Genomic DNA, 19,573 nt, shown 5'->3' on the forward strand with positions numbered 1-19,573 from the left:
TCTCAATACCGGGCTCCGCCGGCTGCCGTCCCCACACGGGGGACAGAGGAAAGTATCCCCCCAAATTATAGTGACTGCAGGTAGTGCGTCAATCGGGGTAAGTAGGGTTCGTTCCCCGAGTCGTCTTGTGCACGGAGCAAGCTAAAGCAGATTGCCTGATTCTATTGCCTATTCCGCTCGAAACCTGCTTACCGCGTTGCAGCGATAAGCCACCGTGGGGACAGCTTGCGTCCGGGGGCTCCGTTGCCCTCGGACCAGGCTTGAGTGGTGTTCCGCAGCGCCCCGACGAGAACGCACCTACGTGTTCGATCTCACGGCAGACCTGCGAATGTCGCATCCCAACGACGCGAGAGTCTAACCACCCACGCCTGGCGAGCCAACACTCAACAAACATCTAGGAAATCATGTCGAACAACGCGAGCTTCGAAGTCGAAACCCAATGGGTTCACCTGCAATACGACGAAAACGCGGCTTTCACCGAAACGTATGGATTTGCTGGAAATCAGGGCGCGGTCAACCTGGAGGGAATCTGGATGCGCCCCAAAGGACGCGATTCGTCGACGTTGCTGCTGTTTATGCATCCGACGTCCACGCTTCAACTTCTGCCGGTCCCCCGCGAAGCCGTACGATCTGGAGCGCATGTGCTATGTGCCGCAAGTCGCTACGCTAAAAACGATACCGCATTAATCATGGAGAAGGTTCTCCTCGATTTGGGCGCGTACGTGCGACACGCGAGAGAAGTATGGGGATATGAGAAGGTCGTCATAGTCGGCTGGAGTGGTGGTGGTTCACTGGGCCTGTTTTATCAATCACAGGCCGAAAATCCGACGATCACACACACCCCCGCCGGGGATCCCGTGAACATTGCCGGAGCCGGGCTTATCCCAGCTGATGCCCTGATTTTTCAAGCGGCTCACCTTTCCCGTGCTCAGCTACTTCTCGACGTTATTGATCCGTCGGTCATGGATGAACTCAATCCAGACAACCGCGACAAACACCTCGACATTTACCACCCTACGAATACGAACCAACCACCCTATTCCCGCCAGTTCATCGAAGAGTACAGGGCTGCACAGCTAGCACGCGTAAGGCGAATTACTGGGTGGGTCAAAGAAACCCTCGAAGAGCTAAAAAGTCGAGGAACCCTCGAGATGGAGCGCTGCTTCGTAACGCACAGGACTTTGGCCGACCCACGATTTCTCGATCCGTCTCTCGATCCGAACGCGCGCAAGCCGCGCTGGTGTTACATGGGAAACCCCGAAACCGTGAACACTGGTCCGGTTGGTCTCGCGCGCTTTTCGACCTTGCGGTCATGGCTCTCTCAATGGTCAATCGACGACTCTCGTAGTGATGGCCTAGCGTGTGCCCGGCAGATCGCAGCACCGCTTCTCGTCATCGAAAACGATGCGGACGACGCTGTCCCCCAACCCCATACTTCAATGCTTTTTGACGCGGCAACGACAAAAGATAAAACCATGCACGTGATTCAAGGAGCCACGCACTACTACGCTGGTCAACCCGAGCTTCTTAAAACAGCGACCAGTTTGATTCGGGGTTGGCTAGACGAGCGAAATCTTTTGGGACAATAGTGCTCTTCGATAGCGACACGTCACCATCACCGATCCGACCGAGCCGTTCAGACATAGATGGAGTATCGAATGAACAGTTTTACTCTGCTAGAACAAGCCGCAAGACGTTTCCCCAACAGCCCGGCCATCTACGATGGCGATCAGCTATACGCAACTTATAACGAGCTATATCAACGATCCCTCTCGCTTGCCGCCGGCCTTCTCTCCTACGCGAACGTCGGTAGTCGGGTCGTTGTCGCAAGCGAGAACCGTCCCGAATTGATTGAGATCTACTTCGCTATATGGGCCGCGGGTATGGTCGTTGTACCGGTCAACGCGAAATTGCATCCACTTGAGATCGCGCACATAATCGAAAACGCGGATGCATCAATCATCTTTGTCTCTTCGAAGTTGGCCGAAGCTGTCGCGTCCGCCGTAAGCAACCACACATCGGTGCTCTCGTCACCAATTGCTATCGGAGGCAACCTCTACACCTCACTAGCCGGCACTCAGCCAGGTTCACCGGTCGAAGCATCAGTTAGCAGCTTGGCATGGCTGTTCTACACCAGCGGCACCACTGGTCGACCCAAAGGCGCGATGTTGACCCATCACAACCTTATCTCCATGTCGATCGCACACCTCGCTGATATTGACGACGTCGACGAAAATAGCAGCATCATTCACGCCGCGCCTATGTCGCACGGTTCCGGTCTATACATTCTGCCCTATATTGCACGCGGGGCGCGACACGTTGTGCCAGCGTCATCGGCATATGACGTGAACGAGTTTCTGGACCTGACTGATTTACATCCACGATGTGGCGCCTTTCTCGCGCCCACCATGGTACAGCGACTGCGGACCGAGGCTGAGCGTAGCAATCGAAGACCCCGAAACCTCCGCAACATCATTTATGGAGGGGGTCCTATGTACGTCGCCGAATTGCAAAAGGCAATCGACTGGTTTGGTCCAATCTTCTCCCAGATCTACGGTCAGGGAGAAGCTCCAATGACGATTACCGGTATGCGACGATCCGACCACTGCACTACCGACACAAACACCTTAGGCTCGGTTGGCACGCCACGATCTGGCGTCGACGTGCGCGTAATCGGACCGGACGGTCAAGACGCAGGCGTTGGGGAACTCGGCGAGATCATCTGCAGAGGGGATGTCGTGATGTCAGGCTACTGGAAGAACCCTGGTGCGACCGCAGACACTCTACGGGACGGATGGTTGCATACCGGCGACATGGGACGTCTAGATGCCCGCGGCTTCCTCACGCTTCTTGATCGGTCCAAGGATGTCGTTATCAGCGGCGGCACAAACATCTATCCACGCGAAGTCGAAGAGGTCCTTTTAACGAATCCAAACGTGCTGGAGTGCTGCGTTCTCGGTCGAAAAGATGAAGAATGGGGCGAAGTGGTCGTCGCATTCGTCGTTTCGAAGGACCATGCTTCGATATCGGCAGCAGACCTCGACGCGCATTGCCTCGAACGGATTGCACGCTTTAAGCGACCGAAAGAATACATCTTTGTCGAATCGCTCCCGAAAAACGGATCCGGGAAAATCGTCAAGCGAGAATTGAGAGAACGGCTCACGAAAGAGCCAACCGCTTCCGCATAAAGTCATATCAGAAACATGTTTCGCAATCCCACAAACTTGATCTATGGGAGATGAGTCAATGTCTGCGGCAATGATCGGATGGTCACATACGAAGTTCGGAAAGCTTGAGAACGAGACGATGGAGACGCTCATCGTTCGGGCAGCACGAGACGCTATAGCGGATGCCGGCATCTCCTTTGCTGACGTCGACGAGATCTACGTCAGCAATTTCAACGCCGGCATGGACCCTCAGGGCTTCCCTTCTTCTCTCGTCTTCGAGGCGGATGACGCATTACGGTTCAAGCCTTCGACCCGGGTCGAGAATGCGTGCGCCAGCGGGAGCGCAGCGATTCATCAAGGTCTAAACAGTATCCGCGCAGACAAAGCAGAAATCGTTCTGGTCGTCGGCGTTGAAAAAATGACCGCTGCAACACCTGAGGTAATCAACACGGGGCTGGTCAGCGCGAGCTTTGTCCGTGAAGAAGCTCAAGCCGGTTCCTTCGCCGGGCTCTTCGGTAAGATCGCCACCGATTATTTCGAGCGATACGGCGATCAATCAGCGGCTCTGGCCCGTATCGCGGCGAAGAACCACAGAAACGGCAGTGTCAACCCGTTGGCTCACATGCAAAAGGACCTCGGGTACACCTTTTGTTCAACCATCTCTGACCGGAATCCCCTGGTCGCGGGTCCGCTACGCAGAACCGATTGCTCGATGGTGTCTGACGGAGCGGCTGCGATTGTCCTGGCCAGCAAAGATATTGCGCGGAATGCCAAGAAGGCGGTGAGTTTCCGTTCAGCAGTTCAGGTCAACGACTTTCTCCCGACGGGACGCCGCGATATGACCCGCCTCGCGGGCTGCGAAGAGGCGTGGAAACGCGCGCTCTCCAGTGCAAAACTCAATCTCGGTGACCTATCTTTCGTAGAAACTCACGACTGCTTCACTATTGCGGAACTGATGGAATATGAAGCGATGGGAATTACCCCCGTGGGGAAAGGTTACACGGCGATTGAAGAAGGTCTCACGGAGGCTAACGGATACCTTCCCGTTAACCTTTCGGGCGGTCTTAAAGCAAAAGGACATCCAATCGGTGCCACTGGCGTCTCCATGCACGTTACGAGCGCGATGCAGCTGACGGGAGCCGCGCCAGGAGTACAGCTCGCCAATCCGAAAATCGGTGGCGTGTTCAACATGGGGGGAGCTGGCGTCGCCAACTACGTTTCGATCCTGGAAACCGTTAGATAGCGCATTTGAGTGTCCAGTGCTGGCGCGCACCGCGCGGCGAGCCCGATGCCCTCGCATCAGTGCGAGGGATCCGTTAAGTAACGAGAGCCGCACGCGAGGTCGTTGCGGCTCTTCCGATTTCCGGTTAGATCTTATGGCGCAGAGCGAATCGTAATCCTGTTGCTCACCGAAGAGACACCGGATACTCCACGCGCCAAGTCCTCGGCGCGCTTGGCGATGCCAGGATCTGGTGTTGATCCGCTTAGTGTGATTGCGCCTCCTCTCGCGACTACGATGATGTTCTCGGCGTCAGGGCCGAGGCCTTTCGACAACGCGCGACGGACCGTCTTCCTCAACTGCTTATCCGCAGCTTTATCCGATGAAGTGTAGCCGGCCCTGTGCACATTGTGCGTCGATGGAATTGTTGTCGCATATGCGGTCGTCCCAAACAGCGTCGCCAGTATAACCACTGCCGCGATGGAGCCACAGATCCTAATCATTGAGCAATATCCCGCACATAAAGGAAAAATAGAACACTTGGGAAAGATGTCCGCGATCTTCAAAACCGCTTGCGCATCGAGGCGACGACCACCATTTGGTGATCGCTCGACGACGCTCCAACGTTAGTCAGAGCCGCAACCTTTGCATCACCGGCAGCCTTCTGGCCGACTACTACAAGCGAAACGTCGGTTGTCTTAGACAGGAGGTACCAAGTCCCAACCGCGACCTGGTGATATAGCGGGTGCTGAACGACATTGTTCAAGCCAGCGTACCTGTAACCGGAATATACGTACGCCAGACCAGCGAAAAACGAAGGCGTGAACTGATACTTGCCGTTCACCTCGACGTTATCCTGATTCAACGATGTTCCATCGAGATAATGCAGTTTGACGTTGCTGTAGATGACCGCCGCGGTGGCTGAGCCAAATACGTAGCTACCTCCGCCTGTCACCACCTGTTGTTTCTCCACACCAGCTCCCGTGCCAGCAGGACTGACGTAGAGAGGTTGCACATACTCCCCGGTTACAGCCCCGTTTGGGTTGGTCGCACTGCCTGGACGGTTATAGGCCGCGTAAGCGACTCCGAGCGTCACCGGACCGAATGCGTAGCCCGCACCCAGACTGAACATTTTGTTATTTCCAAAACCACCACCGCTGCCTGCTGCTTGATTACTGAGGCCGAACATGCCACCGAATTTGAAGCCACCGATTATGGGACTTGTGTACTTGATCGCGTTGTTTATTCGAAATGACGTGTCCAATTGATCCGCATCGCCGAAATGGACTGCACTCACCCCGGACCATTGCACTTCGGCCGTCATCCCCCCGACGAAGTCTTGTATGTTGTCGATATTGCGGCCGATGGTGACCAATCCGAGCTTGTCGCTGCGCAAACCGACATATGCGTATCGCCCAAATTCCCGGCCCGCGTTACCCGTCACGCCATTCATTACGTTGAACCCATTCTCCAGCTGAAAGATTGCAGCGTATCCGCCTCCCAGGTCCTCAACCCCTCGCATTCCCCACCGGCTCGACGCAACGGTGCCGCTTTGCATCTTCCACTGCGAGTGGCCATTGAGATTACTGACATACACGACGCCAGCGTCAATGAGACCATATAGCGTGACACTGGATTGCGCCATGGACAGGCAGGGAATAGCGCTCAGACCAGCAAGCGTCGTTGCTTTCAGGATAGCTCTCATGTGTCTCCTCTTGGTTGCCACTCGATGGCGGTCGTTGTACGTCGAAAGCCGTGAACCATGACACCATTTAGCCATCTTGACTGACGATAGCTGGCACCTGGTGAAGGTTGAATCGTGGAGCGGAGATGAAGCGGGTTTTCTAATGAAACGCCCTAGAAAACCTCTGATAAGACATTACTTATTCGATTCGTTTTGCTAATGATATTTATCGAATCGGATTTGCGTCTGTCCCCTGACCGTGTTACCGCCTTTCCCCTATAGCCGTAGGGCGTGCATTAAGGCATACCGATCAACGACATCGAGAGGAAATTTTCCGAGCTGTAATTTTTTTGGATGGACACACACGCGGCTGACCGGAATACGAAGTCAGAATCTGACTCGCCGATCGCGCCTCTCTTCAAGCCTATGAGAAGGACCAGGCCTTGAGCGACCCGGTCATATCACTGCTGGGCAAGAGCTACATCGGACGGCGATTTCTAGCGTCGCAAAACCAAGTCCAACCACTTCAGATCGAGACTCAAGCGACCAAGCAGTTGATAACACCGAGCCCGCTACAAGACTTCATTCTCACCGCAAAGGTCCGTGAGAACGCTGCCTGATTCTTCGTGAACTCGAGTTCCACGAATCGCCGGGCGGCGGTAAGGGGCTGATATCTATGCCGAAAGGAGACCTGTATGTGGCGTCCTCACGGCGTCGCACCGCCGGCCTTTAAGGCCTTCGCAGACGCTCCAGCTTGTTCCGAGTTGCTGGGATCCAGTTCGGCTGCGCGGTGCTCGGCCGTCTGCAAGTTTCCTGGATACTCTTCGTTAGCGTTGGGGTTGTATCCCGCCGCCTCAAGACGGCGCAGCTCGGCAACAACCTGTGCTCTCGACCTCCCCGTTGCGGAATCGGCCACTGCCGATGTTGTTGAGGTGCAAACTATGCAAGCGCCAAACAAAATGGTGAATTTCCGAAGCAAGGACATGGTTTACCCGGGTCGGTATCTGACAGCAGAAAGATACCTGAATGCCGGACATCGATTGTGCGCGAGTTACATCAAGTGCTATTGCATTCAACGCAACAATAGATATAGAAAGAGGCCCGTAAGGCTTCAGTTGTACCGCCTGCCGTCCGAGGTGCGCCGATCCTGCCCCCCGACGCGGGGACTGCTGGCGGACACGGAGCGCGTTATGCTCGACAGACAGCGTCTGCCGTCGAATGGCGGAGGGCTGTCACCTAAAAAGGAGTTGAGATGAGCCTTTCCAGTCAGGACGAACTCGAAATCTTGAGATTGCACTCCCAGTACGCGCAATACACCTCGCAGAAAGACGCGGTTCGTTGGAGCACCTTATTCACCGACGACGCGGTGTGGGAGCGGAAGGAGCCCGCGAAGGGCACCAAATATAACGAGAAAGTACGCGTGCAAGGTACGGACGCACTTAAGAAATTCGCAAACGAGAATTACGCCGAGCAAGGGAATTCGCAGTATTTTTCGGCGAATGCGATCGTTACCGGAGACGGGACGACCGCCGAAGGCAGCGTGTCCATTTTGATCATTCGCGTCGAAAATGGCCAGCCCTCGATCGTGGTCGTAGGGAATTTTGAAGACAAGTACGTCAAGACTGCCTCAGGGTGGAAGTTCAAATACCGAGGCGTGAGCCTTTTGGGATAGCGCTCGCTTTAACGGCGACCGTAAAAGCCGCTGACCGGCGGGACTTGACGGTCGTACTCCACATCTCCGAGGGTCAATCGCTCCTCGTACCGGTCGTCGAAAGGTAGCGAGCGATGATCAGGCAGTGTAAAAAAGCCGGCGGCTCGGCGAGCCCTCCGGCGGACAAAGATCTCGTACCAGAAGGCGGGGCCGGGAAGACTCTATTTAACCAGATTACATTCTTTCGAAGGCGGGCGAAATGCAATGTCTCCCGGTATTTTGCTGATTACCTTGTACAGATCCCACGTCGACTTGGACTCAGCAGGTTTCTTCACTTCCACAAAGTACATATCGTGCACCATACGGCCATCCTCGCGAAGTATGCCCGGGCCGAATAGTGGGTCATTGACTGGCAGTTGCTTCATCTTGGAGATCACGGTCTTTCCATCGCTCGACCGCGTGGCTTCGACCGCCTTCAGGTAATGTAGCACTGTGGAGTACGCCCCCGCTTGAGCGGACGAAGGATAATTTCCACCGTTTCTAGCGGCGAATCGTTTCGCGAAATCACGCTTTCCTTCATCGGCGTCCCAATAAAAGGCTTCTGTAAACGTTAGCCTCTGCGCAATATCCAGTCCAATCGCTTTGATGTCTTGCAGCATCGGAAAAGTTAGTACAAGCTTCTGCTTGGAGCTTGCCATTCCGAATTCTTGGGCTTGCTTTAACGCCGCAATGATATCGGCTCCGCCGGTTATAAACGCTATGGCATCGGCACCAGAAGACTGAGCCTGTAACAGGAAGCTCGAGAAGTCAGTTGTCCCGATCGGTTCTTTTACGGAGCCGACCGTCTTTCCACCGGAACGCGAGACAATATCGCGAGAAACTTCCTCCGATTTCTTTCCGCTAGTGTAATCTACAGTGATAAAGAACCATGTTTTCGATCCTGTCTTTACCATTTGACCAATTGTGGCCCGGTTCAATGAAGTCAGGTCGTACGTCCATTGCGCGGTATTGGGAGAACATTCTTTGGTCGTGAGGTCATCGTGCGCGGTGCCACTTAGCAGCGCGGCTGCGTTTGAGCCCTTGAGCAGCGAGTTGACGGCCAACGCTGCGGAGCCCTGGGGCACATCAACAATAGCGTTGACCCCGTCATCAAGCCACTTCTTGGAAAGCGATACTGCGAGGTCGGGTTTGAGTTGGAAGTCGGCGGACCGAACCTCAATCTTGAAAGGAACGGAGCGACCTTGCTTAAAGTCCTCGACAGCCATCTCAGTTGCTATCACCGAGCCTCGTCCCGTCCAAGGCGCATAGCTGGATGACATATCGGTCAATACACCGATCCTTACGGTATTGTTCGCGATCTGAGCTATGGCTGCCGCGGGGATCAGCAGACCGACGCTGATTACCCCAAGTATCTTTCTCATGCTGTCTCCAAACGTGATTTTAGCTTCGTATTCAACCTCAGGAGTACCAGGACCGACCGTCGAACTCTTGTGTGCCACCTGACAAATGCTCGACGGGTCGATTTGACCACCTGCGTGTATCGCGCGACTATGTCGGCTGACGGTGCGCCCCGCTAACCCTGTGCCGTGAAGCGCGTTCTACCGCGATCGTCCGTCGCTTTATCCGCGCGAGACACCAGTTGGGTAGTCAGGCGCAGTGCGTCTTGCGCAATTACGACGGGTTCGAGCCCAAGCCGCTGACGCAGCCCGATCATCGGCGCTTCAACGATGATTGCGCTATCGCGTGGCGCCGCCCGCACGTACTCTTCGAGGGGCAACTCGCCCAACGAAGGGTGCTGCCGGTCTCTGGACTCTGCCCGAAATGCCTCGACGGTCTCCGGCCCTTTCCTCGGTCCGTCGCAAAGTTGTATCGATATGAGACGCTTCGGATCCGTTCTAGCTATGTCAGCAGCACAACCGCCGGATCGGAACAAATGTAAAGTATCGACTGTTAGCAATGCGTCCTCGCGCCCGAGCCGATCAAGCGCCGCGTTTGCCGCGTGAATGCTATTGATGCTGTTGAGTGCGTGGAATTCGAGAGAGATTGGCATCCCATACTCAGCTGACAGTTCCGCGAGAGCCGCCAAGTTATCGTCGAGGCGGCTTTGATCCTCGTCATTCCCGAGCACAGTCAGATATGCGCCGCCCAGATCCGCACTCGCTTCCAGTAGAGGACGCATGCTACTCACATCAAGCTGTGCATCAACACGAAGAACCTCAATGTCCAACACCGACATGCCAGTGTCTCTCAGCCTTCGTTTCACCTCGTTCCGCATTGGACTTTGAGGCTCCAACAACGGAAAAGGATATTCAAGCGGCGGCTTGTATGCAGGCCAGAGCCGAAGTGTCACCCCGTCATAACCGGCCTCCGCGGCAAGGCTCACGAATTCGGGCGGCTCGAGGTCTGCAAACGTGTGGTAGCCGAGTACGTAACGCCGCTTAGGCGTTTGCGACGTGTCCATTCCAAGTCCCAGCGATTTGGTGGTTAAAAATAGCCCAGTGCTTGTCAACGGTTCGACCTGAGCAGGCCAGCCACGCGAGCGACGCGCTGCCCCTGAATCCTGGCTGCGACCAGCTTCTCACTGGGTAAAGGGTTGCCTTTTCCATCGCTGAAACTCACACCATATGGGTTGCCACCCGCTGCGTAGAGCAACTTGTCCGTATAGCCGATCGGAACGATGATCGAGCCCCAATGGTAAAAGATGTTTTGCAGTGCAAGCAGAGTAGATTCCTGACCGCCATGAATGTTGCCCGCACCGCCGAAGACCGCAGCTGCCTTATCCTGAAGCTTGCCCTGCGCCCACAGAGGGCCCGTCGTGTCGATAAACTGCTTAAGTTGCGCGGCCGGCAACCCGAAGCGCGTCGGAGTTCCGAGGAGGAACCCATCGGCCCACTCCAGATCGTCTAGCGTGGCTTCCGGCACGTCCGCAGTTTCCGTTACATGTGCCTGCCACGCGGGCTTCGCGGCAATCGCTTCCGCCGGTGCGAGTTCACAAACCTTACGCACGCGTACTTCCGCGCCTTCTGAACGCGCACCTTCCTCGATCGCCTTCGCAACCTGATATGTGTACCCAGTGCTGCTGTAGTAGATAACTGCGATATTCGTCATGTGATCCTTTCCCTAGACGTGTCTGTGGCTCGTGCCCGAGACGCTATAGCCGGCGTTTCCCTATCGCGTTGAGCCGCTCTACGGCCTGCTGGCGGTGCCGACCGCTCGAGGTCGTATCTGAGCTTAGCGTGGGCCGGAAACCCTGTCGGCCCCACTACAGGGGGACAGCGCACACCAGGAAAAACGATGTCCCGCGCGACGGGGACAGACGTTGCACGTCGGCCTGCCTACTCTCGCTACATTGTTCTCTGCGATACATGTCAGTACCGAATCGCCCACAAGCAGCATTTGCAATTCCTTCAGGCTTATTGCGTCCCGTCGCTGAACAGGAGCCTTTATGGCATCCCCATCCCGTCTTGCTCACTATGTTCTCAGAACCAACCAGCTAACGAAGATGGTGACGTGGTACTGCATCCTGCTCGACGCACGGATCAACTTTCGAAACGACGTCATCTGCTTCATCACCTACGACGATGAGCACCACCGGGTGGCGTTCGTAGCGACCGAGACGTATGCGGAAAAACCAAGCTGGGTGCAGGTTGGCTTCTATCATGCAGCCTTCGCCTTCGACACGTTGTCTGACTTACTTAAGAACTATCGAAGACTCAAGGCGCTGGACGTATTGCCTTATCGTTGTGTAAATCATGGGCCGACGGTATCGCTTTACTATCGCGATCCGGACCGGAACGATGTTGAAATGCAAGTTGACGCATTTCCCAACGCTGAGGCTGCATCGGCCTTCATGCGCAGCGAGCATTTCGCACGTAACCCCATCGGCTTACCAATCGATCCCGAGGATTTCATCTCAAAACTGGAAGCGGGCATTCCTGAAAGCAACCTGTTGAGGCGCGCCGATCTATAGATGCCAGTGCGTCTTAGACGGAGCACTTCTTCCCTTCCTCCAACCTTCTCAACGTAAAGAAAACCATGAAACGAGCCGACGAGATACAACCGCGTGACGTGCCCGAAGAGCTTGCCCTCGGATACTTCACCCTGCTGATGAAACGAGACCTGGATGGATTTGCCCAGCTCTGGCATGAGGATGCGATCAACCACATCCCCTTCCGCCCGGAAGGTTTTGGAAAGTTCGTCACGGACGCTTTCGTTGGACGCGATCAGATAATGGAACATTATCGAATCGCATTTAAAAACCGAAGCGATCACGTGTTCTGGATAGACCACATCCATCGAACAGAAAATAAGGATATTGTCATTGTCGAAGCACACGCCAACAGCCTCGTTGGTGAAACAAAACGTGTGTATGAAAATCAGTACGTGTGCATCTTTACCGCGAGTGACGGCAAGCTGGTCAGCTTGAAGGAGTACACCAATCCGCTCGCCTTTATGCGCGCCTTTGGCGGCGGCTTTGAAGAGTTCCGGTGATGATGAATAATTGCCGAAAGACTGGTATTCGCGTTGTTTCTGCCGCGTTCTTGATGTCCGGCCTGATAAGCGCGACTCTTCTCGTTCCGATCAAAGCTGCTGCTCAAACCGCGCCGTTGAAGGTAAAGATCGGAGTGTTGACCGACATGACCTCGATCTTCGCCGCGTGGTCCGGTAAGGGTTCGGTGGTGGCAACGCAGCTTGCCGTGGACGACTTCAAGTCCGCCAACCCTCGCAGCAACCTGGACATCAGCGTAGTATCTGCCGACTTCCAACTTCAACCCGATCTCGCAGTCGCTATTACCAAGAAGTGGATCGATGATGGCGTGACTGCGATTGTCGACGTGCCCTTATCGGCAGCAGCCCTAGCGGTTAATAGCGCCATACGAGGAACATCAGTTGTTGGCCTTCTTTCAGGTCCGAGACACGACGACCTCACAACAAAGGAATGCTCGCCGAATAGCGTTCAATGGACTTATGACAGCAGCGCTATCACTCGATCTACCACAACGGCAGTTGTAAAAGGCGGTGGTAAGCGGTGGTTCATCATTCGCCAGGATGCGTTGGGAGCAAAGGTTCAGGAGGCAATCGTTCGCACACAGCTCGATGCCACCGGAGGTCAGGTATTAGGCTCGGTAAGCATGCCGTCAGGCTCGGCAGACTATTCCAGTGCCCTGCTTCAGGCCCAAAGCTCTCGTGCTGAGGTAGTGAGCCTTGTGCTTGGCGGAACGGACCTGGTCAACGCGATCAAACAGTCGAATGAGTATGCTATACAGCCGCAGCAGAAGATCACTATCCTTTCGTCCTCGGTCCAGGATATCAAAGCGATAGGCCTACCCTTGGCGCAAGGTCTGGTGACGACGGAGGCCTTTTACTGGAATGCCGACGATCGAACCCGGAGCTTCAGCCAACGTTTCGCAAAGGCCGCTGGTGGCGGTATGCCTTCTGACGTGCAAGCTGGTGCTTACTCGGCGACATATCACTATCTGAAGGCCGTGTTAGCGGCGCGCTCGACGAATGCACCGAATGTGGTGTCGAAGATGAAAGAGTTGCCGGTATCAGACACAGCGATGGAAGACGGCAAGGTGAGACCAGACGGACGGATGGTACATGACTTGTATCTGTTACAGGTAAAAGCGCCATCAGAATCAAAAGGTCCGTGGGACGTTTACAAGATCCTTCGAAAGATCCCCGGCGATGAGGCTTTTCGGCCCATGTCAAAACAGTGCTCGCTAGTGAAATAACACCAACCTCTGCGGGAGGTCTGGTATATCGGCTGACGCGCACGGTCCCGTCCCCTGCCGAGGGGACTGACTCCCTTGACGGATCTGTAGAAAGTTGAGGTTCGTGCAGGAAGCACCAGGTGCTTAAAACACGCCTTCGATGGTCCGGCGATGTTTGCAACGCCCCATCCAACATTCAGGACGAAAAGCATGAAAGCCATTGATCTCGCAGAACGACCCACATCTCCGCTCGTCGCCGGCAGCGAGGGGAATCCAGGGTTAACCCCCGTCATGCTTAACCATGCAGCGTGGGTGACGCACGATGTCGCGGCGACAGCCGATTTCTACACTCGTATCATGGGTATGGAGGTGGCCAGCACGGTAATGGACGATTCCATTCCGTCGACCGGTGATCCCATCCCGTACTTTCATATTTTCTTTCGGATGCAAGACGGTTCGACACTCGCATTTTTCGAAGCGCCAGGTATCCCGCGGCCCGCCGCTCCGACCCACCCAGCGTACGATATCTTCAATCACATTGCGCTGCAGGCCGCCAGTCGTGAGGAGGTGTTGCGATGGTATGAATGGTTGAAAGCGAACGATGTCGACGTTATCGGGCCTACGGATCATAAAGGCATCATTCTCAGCATTTACTTCCGCGACCCGGCTGGCGTCCGGCTTGAGATCACCACGCCGCTCGATTCAGAGTGGAACCAGCACACTGAAAGTGGCTATCGTGATCTTAAGCTATGGGTCGATTGCAAGAAGAAGGCAGCGCAGGAAGGGAGGGACGTGAACCAGGCTCTGGTTCAACTCTGCAAAGATGTGCGCAAGCGCTACGAGACGCATTAAAAACATGGCACGGGTCGTCGCTCAAGTCACCCGTTCAAACCAGGCTGGCTGCAAAAGCTCGCCGGATTTGTGAAGAAGGATAAGCCATGCCGCGCGCTGACGTTGTTATCGCTCGAACTCCCGCCGAAGCTTGTGTATTGAGGTTTTACACGCTTTTGATGAAAAAGCAGTTCGACGAGTGGGGCAGCCTGTTCGCGGAGGACGCAGTACAGGAAAACGTGTTCATGCCGGCTTTGCCCGGTCTCGAGGCACAATTTAAAGGACGAGACCGGATCGTGTTCCACTACCGCACGGTCCTGAGCAATCGAATTGATCATGTCTTTACGATAGACGGGATTCACGAGTGCAACGGCGGCTCGATCGTCATCGTGGAGGCACGCGGTGTCAGCACGGTCCCCGAAACAGGGCGACTTTACGATCAACAGTATGTGATGGTTTTCACCCTGGCCAACGGGAGAATTGCTGGTCTGCGCGAATACATGAATCCTCTCGTTTTTCAAAAAGCATTCGATGGATTTCTCGTCGGCGACGGCGCAGTCGAAAACTAATAGCATCCATCGCCGCCCGGAGGTGCCGGGCGATCTCGATCAAGATAAACATCAACCAAGTCTGGAGCACAAAAATGTGGGTCTCTGTAAGTTTCTACAAGCGCAAGCCCGGTACCTCGCATGAAGAATTCTCCCGCCACTGGCGCGAGATTCACGGCCCGTTGATTGCAAAGAACCCGAAAATCGCGCGACACATCAAACGCTACGTCCAACACCATTTGCAACCGAACGCAAGTGTGCCGGGCGTACAAGAACTGGAATTCGATGGCTTCTCGGAAGTCTGGTTTGAGTCGATGGAAGACCGACAAGCCATGTTCGCGGAGCCGGATTTCCAGAATCTCGTGATTCCGGATGAGCACAATTTCATCGATATGTCGATCACCCGCACGTCGATGTCCGATACGCCGGTCGTCCAGGTTTAAAGCAGACGAAACGTCGAGGAGTTGAGGCAATGAGAGTAGCGCTTATCACCGGGGGAACCGGCGGTATCGGTCTTGCCACGGCGAGACGCTTTGCGCAGGACGGGCTCGTAGTCGCGATAGCCGATCTGGATCTTACGGCTGCACAGCATGCCGCAGATGGCCTACCAGGTCATGGACACATGGGCATCGCGATGGACGTGACGGACGAAAACGCGGTCGTCGCCGGCTTCGAAGCGGTTGAAACCCGGCTTGGTCCAATTCACGTCCTAGGGGCATTCGCGGGTACCGTTGGTAACGGTCCGGATGGACGTCAAACGACGTTGACTGAAACCACCGCGGATCTTTGGGACAAGATATTCGCGATCAATGCTCGTGGCACCTTTTTCTGCATCCGGGAATATGCAGCCCACCGGAAAGCGAAACCCGTTGAGCACGGACGGATCATCACCGTATCGTCGAGCGGCGCCCAATTGGGCGGCTATCAGTCGAAATCGGCTTATGCTGCATCAAAGGGTGCGGTATTGAGCCTCACAAAGGCAGCGGCGAGAGAACTCGCGTCGTGGGGGATCACGGTCAATGCCATAGCGCCCGGACCCATCGACACACCGATGCTACGCGCGTCCCGGGGTCCGGCGCCTCCCCCCGACACAAACTACAACGCGCTCGACCTGCTCCCACTCGGTCGAATCGGCACGCCCGAGGAGGTCGCCGCGGCCGCAGCCTACCTCGCGTCCATCGAGGCAGCATTCGTCACAGGGTCAACGCTTGATGTAAACGGCGGCCTCCGAATGCAGTAAGTCTGCCAGACGACGGGATATATGTTCCCAAGGAAAGGTCCTCACGCTACAACGCACGACACGGTGCTCGTCCCCCGGCGGGGGACACCTATATTCTGACAACGAGCGCAAACTGTTCGGAAGAAATCGACAATTTTCGCATCAGCAAAGGCATGGTCATGAGCAACTCCCTTGCAGAAGAGATCCGTGAAGTCCCAGTTCTGGATATTGATCCATTTTCTGATGAAGTCTTGAATAATCCGTATCCGTTCTTCGAGTTGTTGAGGGAGACGGCGCCGGTCGTATACATCAAGGCCCACAATTACTACGCCGTTGGCCGTTACGACGAGGTCGTAGCCGTTGCGTCTGACTATAAGCGTTTCACTTCCACCGCAGGCATCGGTCTACCTGATCCCAGAAAACCGGACACGTGGCGAGCACGCAGCCCAATTACGGAAGTCGACCCACCAGAACATACGGGTGTACGAGCCGTCTTGCAGCGCATCATGTCGCCTGTCGTGCTTCGCCAGTGGCGGGCTGAACTAGAAAAGGAAGGCGAAGCGTTGGCGGCTCAGCTCGTTGAACGGGGAGAATTTGACGGCGTTCACGATCTCGCTGAAGCGTTTGTACTATCTGTGGTTCCGCGGTTGGTTGGTATCGATGTTCCAAAAGAAAATCTCATCATCACTGGCGAGCTGAATTTTAACCAGCAGGGTCCCCGGAATGAGAGGCTCGCTGCAGCTACAAGCAGAGCCGCTCCGTATCTGGAGTGGTATTCAAAGGCATTGGAGCGCGAAAACATGCTCCCAGGCGGCTTCGGAGAAAAGATCTACCAGGCCGAAGATGCGGGCGAACTGGCAAAGGGTACCGCCGCCTTGCACGTCCGCTCTTTTTTTAGAGCCGGCGTGGATACGACGATCGCTAGCATCGAATTCACATTGAATCAACTGGCAAGGCATCCAGAACAATACGAAATGATCCGCCAGGACCCGTCCAAGTTTAAGGGCGCTTACGAGGAGGCCCTTCGTTTCGAATCGCCAGCACAGGTAATTTTTCGCGGCACGACGGCCGATATGGTGTTCAGCGGCTATCAGCTGAAAGGTGATACAAAGATTGCCTACTACCCGGGCGCGGCCAACCGAGATCCTCGCAAGTGGACCGATCCGAACGTCTATGACATCGGTCGCAAAACCCTAGGCGTGCACGTGACCTTTGGTCATGGGGCCCACACATGCATTGCGCAGATGATTGCCAGGCTGGAGGCCGAGTGCATTCTCGCCCCGTTGATTCGCATGGCAAGCAAGCTGGAGCTGGCAGGCGAAGCGAAGTATCGATTGGTCAACACCTTACGCACGATGGATTCGTTGCCTTTGAGGGTGACAAAAGCCTAGCCTACACACAACGGTAATCGGCCGGCCGGTTCGTCAAGCAGCAGGATTGTCCGGCCGGAACCCAACTCGTCTCCTCAGGACAAGTCCTGCTCGGAATCAATTTCCGCCTTGACATTCGATTACCGGACGCGCACTGCAGCCGCGGCGGCTAAGTTTTCGACGTACGGCCTTGTATCGACTCTGATCCGCCACCCCAACACGCGTGCTCCAGATGATCTACGAACTTCGCTCCTATCACATTTCGCCGGGAAGGATGGCCGATCAGTTTCGGCGCTTCGACGAACTGCTGCCTCGCCTGTTCAACCGCCATCGTATCAAGAGCGTAGGGAGCTGGATCGCACCATCCGGTGTCTGCGGGCCATCATTCGTTTATCTGATGGCGTTCGAGGATTTTGCACACCGGGAGTCAAGTTGGAGCGGGTTCTATAGCGACGAGGAATGGTGGCATGTTCGTGCAGAGACCAACGCGGGCTCGGAATTGGTCGAGAGCTTCGACCTGACGTTCCTCAAGCCCAGCCCGATCTGGCCGTCGTCACATCCGCCGGTTCCTTCCGGCCCCCACGAGATCGTCGTCCAACGAGTCTGGGTTGGATCGAGATCGACAGTCAACGAGTTCTTCTCAAACGTCTGGCTTCCGTTTTTCCATAAGGCAGGTGCCTCAACGCTCGGCGTTTTCGACGTACTCACGGGATCAACACTACCCGCGGTTGCGCTGTTTCTTGCATGGCCGAACTCAAAGATCCGTGACGACGCGTGGCGAACTGCGCGAATCGATGCGACCATGGCGGACGCACTCGCTGGCCGTCGAAACATTGACGGCAAGTCGGCGTTAGCACAGCGCGACGTCACATTGCTCTATCCGCGTAGCTCCGCCCCTATTGATCCTTCGCTCGGACGCCCGCCAGCGTAAGAGGATTGCGACCCGTCGCTTAAACAAGCATCTTCACTCATCGAAAATCTTTCGCGCTCGCATCCGACGTACGCGGACTCACTGACAACAGCGTCGCCGAGATTGACTGCTACAGATATTTTTACTTTGGATCTTGCAGCATTTTCAATTATGTAGCTGGCCAGCAAGGAAACTCTAATGAGCGGAAAGCGTATTTACATACATGAAGTCGCGCCGCGCGACGGATTCCAGAACGAAGCGAATTTCATTGACACGGACGCAAAGGTTGCGCTGATCGACCACCTTAGCTGGTGCGGGTTCGCAAAGATTGAGGCGACTTCATTTACGTCTCCAAAAGCCATCCCCGCATTACGTGACGCCGAAGCTGTCATGCATCGGATCAAGCGTGACCCTGAAGTCGTGTACACGGTGCTCGTACCTAACGTGAGAGGCGCTGAACGCGCACTGTCCTGCAGCGTTGACGAAGTGAATCTTGTCATGTCGGTCAGCGAGAGCCACAACCGCTCGAATTTGAAAATGACTCGCGAACAATCGTTCGCGCAGTTAAGCGACATAATCCGCGTGGTAAAGAGTACGGACGTGACCATCAACGTATCTTTGTCTACAGCTATGGGGTGTCCCATGGAGGGTGACATCAGACAAGACGAAGTCCTCGGTTGGGTGCAGCGGTTCGCCGATCTCGGGGTAGACGGCGTGACCCTCTGCGACACCACCGGTATGGCTTACCCCACGCAGGTCGGCACCCTATGCAAAGCGGCACTTCGCCGCTTCGCAGAACTCGAGATCACACTACATTTTCATAACACCCGAGGTATGGCGTTGGCCAATACGCTTTCTGCGCTGGCTGCGGGTATCGATCGCTTCGATGCATCGCTGGGTGGGCTTGGTGGTTGCCCGTACGCACCGGGGGCCTCGGGTAACATCTGTACCGAAGACCTCGCCCATATGCTAGAACTCGAGGGATACGACACAAACTTGGACTTGACCGCGCTGCTCTCGGCCTCCGCCATGCTTCCAGGTCTAATCGGCCACGACGTGCCGAGCCAAATTCTCAAAGCTGGACGACGCCTGGACCTGCACTCGATGCCTTCCAATGTCGTGAACGCCTGAATTAGCTAACGGTCGGTCGACCCATTGCAGTTGCGCCCGGGGCGAAGGGTATGCCCCGGCAACCATTGCAGCCCTTGGCAGGTTGGCCCTAGAGCGTTGTGCGACACCTGCCACGACTGCCACGAAACT

At 55.4% G+C, this 19,573-nt stretch carries 20 protein-coding genes; 14 read left to right on the forward strand and 6 right to left on the reverse strand.

The genetic code is table 11. The annotated features are described in order from the left end of the window. Nucleotides 1-404 precede the first annotated feature (404 nt). The 3 genes from J8I87_RS12140 (at nt 405) to J8I87_RS12150 (ending at nt 4,410) form a co-directional block, all read left to right on the forward strand. Nucleotides 405-1,589: a S9 family peptidase gene (locus J8I87_RS12140; protein ID WP_209931697.1), complete on the forward strand. Its 1,185-nt coding sequence runs from the start codon at nt 405-407 to the stop codon at nt 1,587-1,589. A 69-nt stretch (nt 1,590-1,658) separates the two neighbouring features. Continuing rightward, nucleotides 1,659-3,188: an AMP-binding protein gene (locus tag J8I87_RS12145; RefSeq protein ID WP_209931698.1), complete on the forward strand. Its 1,530-nt coding sequence runs from the start codon at nt 1,659-1,661 to the stop codon at nt 3,186-3,188. A gap of 58 nt (nt 3,189-3,246) precedes the next feature. Continuing rightward, nucleotides 3,247-4,410 (forward strand): acetyl-CoA acetyltransferase, encoded by a 1,164-nt coding sequence (locus J8I87_RS12150; protein ID WP_209931699.1) that lies wholly within the window; start codon nt 3,247-3,249, stop codon nt 4,408-4,410. A gap of 131 nt (nt 4,411-4,541) precedes the next feature. Here the strand turns inward: J8I87_RS12150 and J8I87_RS46305 are convergent, their stop codons facing one another. The 3 genes from J8I87_RS46305 to J8I87_RS12165 form a co-directional block, all read right to left on the reverse strand. After that, nucleotides 4,542-4,889, reverse strand: a complete 348-nt coding sequence (locus J8I87_RS46305) for a BON domain-containing protein (protein ID WP_209931700.1) — start codon at nt 4,887-4,889, stop codon at nt 4,542-4,544. Nucleotides 4,890-4,948: 59 nt separating this feature from the next. After that, nucleotides 4,949-6,091: a porin gene (locus J8I87_RS12160; protein WP_209931701.1), complete on the reverse strand. Its 1,143-nt coding sequence runs from the start codon at nt 6,089-6,091 to the stop codon at nt 4,949-4,951. Nucleotides 6,092-6,776: 685 nt separating this feature from the next. Next, a complete protein-coding gene (locus J8I87_RS12165; protein WP_209931702.1) occupies nt 6,777-7,055 on the reverse strand; it encodes a DUF4148 domain-containing protein in 279 nt (92 codons plus the stop codon). Nucleotides 7,056-7,322: 267 nt separating this feature from the next. On the opposite strand from J8I87_RS12165, the gene J8I87_RS12170 reads away from it, so the two are divergent. Next, the gene (locus tag J8I87_RS12170; RefSeq protein ID WP_209931703.1) at nt 7,323-7,742 is read left to right on the forward strand and encodes a nuclear transport factor 2 family protein; all 420 of its coding nucleotides are present in this window, start codon (nt 7,323-7,325) and stop codon (nt 7,740-7,742) included. 200 nt (nt 7,743-7,942) lie between these two features. On the opposite strand, the gene J8I87_RS12175 is transcribed toward J8I87_RS12170, so the two are convergent. From J8I87_RS12175 to wrbA, 3 genes are all read right to left on the reverse strand, one after another. Beyond that, nucleotides 7,943-9,142 (reverse strand): ABC transporter substrate-binding protein, encoded by a 1,200-nt coding sequence (locus J8I87_RS12175; protein WP_209931704.1) that lies wholly within the window; start codon nt 9,140-9,142, stop codon nt 7,943-7,945. Nucleotides 9,143-9,294: 152 nt separating this feature from the next. Then, nucleotides 9,295-10,182 carry a sugar phosphate isomerase/epimerase gene (locus J8I87_RS12180; protein ID WP_209931705.1) on the reverse strand — a complete coding sequence of 296 codons (888 nt, stop codon included), beginning with the start codon at nt 10,180-10,182 and terminating at the stop codon, nt 9,295-9,297. A gap of 44 nt (nt 10,183-10,226) precedes the next feature. After that, a complete protein-coding gene (gene wrbA / locus J8I87_RS12185) occupies nt 10,227-10,829 on the reverse strand; it encodes an NAD(P)H:quinone oxidoreductase (protein WP_209931706.1) in 603 nt (200 codons plus the stop codon). 337 nt (nt 10,830-11,166) lie between these two features. Here wrbA and J8I87_RS12190 point away from each other — a divergent pair, with 337 nt between their 5' ends. The 10 genes from J8I87_RS12190 to J8I87_RS12235 all read left to right on the forward strand — a co-directional run bounded on the left by J8I87_RS12190 (nt 11,167) and on the right by J8I87_RS12235 (nt 19,444). Next, nucleotides 11,167-11,691 carry a VOC family protein gene (locus J8I87_RS12190; RefSeq protein ID WP_209931707.1) on the forward strand — a complete coding sequence of 175 codons (525 nt, stop codon included), beginning with the start codon at nt 11,167-11,169 and terminating at the stop codon, nt 11,689-11,691. 65 nt (nt 11,692-11,756) lie between these two features. Continuing rightward, complete coding sequence (locus tag J8I87_RS12195) at nt 11,757-12,212, forward strand: nuclear transport factor 2 family protein (RefSeq protein ID WP_209931708.1); 456 nt, start codon at nt 11,757-11,759, stop codon at nt 12,210-12,212. Then, nucleotides 12,212-13,456, forward strand: a complete 1,245-nt coding sequence (locus J8I87_RS12200; protein WP_209931709.1) for an ABC transporter substrate-binding protein — start codon at nt 12,212-12,214, stop codon at nt 13,454-13,456. Before J8I87_RS12195 ends, J8I87_RS12200 begins: the two co-directional genes overlap by 1 nt. A gap of 189 nt (nt 13,457-13,645) precedes the next feature. Beyond that, nucleotides 13,646-14,287, forward strand: coding sequence for a VOC family protein (locus J8I87_RS12205; RefSeq protein ID WP_245253870.1), 642 nt, complete (start codon nt 13,646-13,648; stop codon nt 14,285-14,287). Between the two features lie 86 nt (nt 14,288-14,373). Further along, the gene (locus tag J8I87_RS12210) at nt 14,374-14,835 is read left to right on the forward strand and encodes a nuclear transport factor 2 family protein (RefSeq protein ID WP_209931710.1); all 462 of its coding nucleotides are present in this window, start codon (nt 14,374-14,376) and stop codon (nt 14,833-14,835) included. 74 nt (nt 14,836-14,909) lie between these two features. Then, nucleotides 14,910-15,257, forward strand: a complete 348-nt coding sequence (locus J8I87_RS12215; RefSeq protein ID WP_209931711.1) for an EthD domain-containing protein — start codon at nt 14,910-14,912, stop codon at nt 15,255-15,257. A 29-nt stretch (nt 15,258-15,286) separates the two neighbouring features. Further along, nucleotides 15,287-16,054, forward strand: coding sequence for an SDR family NAD(P)-dependent oxidoreductase (locus J8I87_RS12220; RefSeq protein ID WP_209931712.1), 768 nt, complete (start codon nt 15,287-15,289; stop codon nt 16,052-16,054). A gap of 158 nt (nt 16,055-16,212) precedes the next feature. Then, nucleotides 16,213-17,424 (forward strand): cytochrome P450, encoded by a 1,212-nt coding sequence (locus J8I87_RS12225; protein WP_209931713.1) that lies wholly within the window; start codon nt 16,213-16,215, stop codon nt 17,422-17,424. 211 nt (nt 17,425-17,635) lie between these two features. After that, nucleotides 17,636-18,334, forward strand: coding sequence for an NIPSNAP family protein (locus tag J8I87_RS12230; protein WP_209931714.1), 699 nt, complete (start codon nt 17,636-17,638; stop codon nt 18,332-18,334). Between the two features lie 177 nt (nt 18,335-18,511). Next, nucleotides 18,512-19,444: a hydroxymethylglutaryl-CoA lyase gene (locus J8I87_RS12235; RefSeq protein ID WP_209931715.1), complete on the forward strand. Its 933-nt coding sequence runs from the start codon at nt 18,512-18,514 to the stop codon at nt 19,442-19,444. Nucleotides 19,445-19,573 lie beyond the last annotated feature (129 nt).

Source organism: Paraburkholderia sp. LEh10 (assembly GCF_017814945.1).
Taxonomy (GTDB): Bacteria; Pseudomonadota; Gammaproteobacteria; order Burkholderiales; family Burkholderiaceae; genus Paraburkholderia.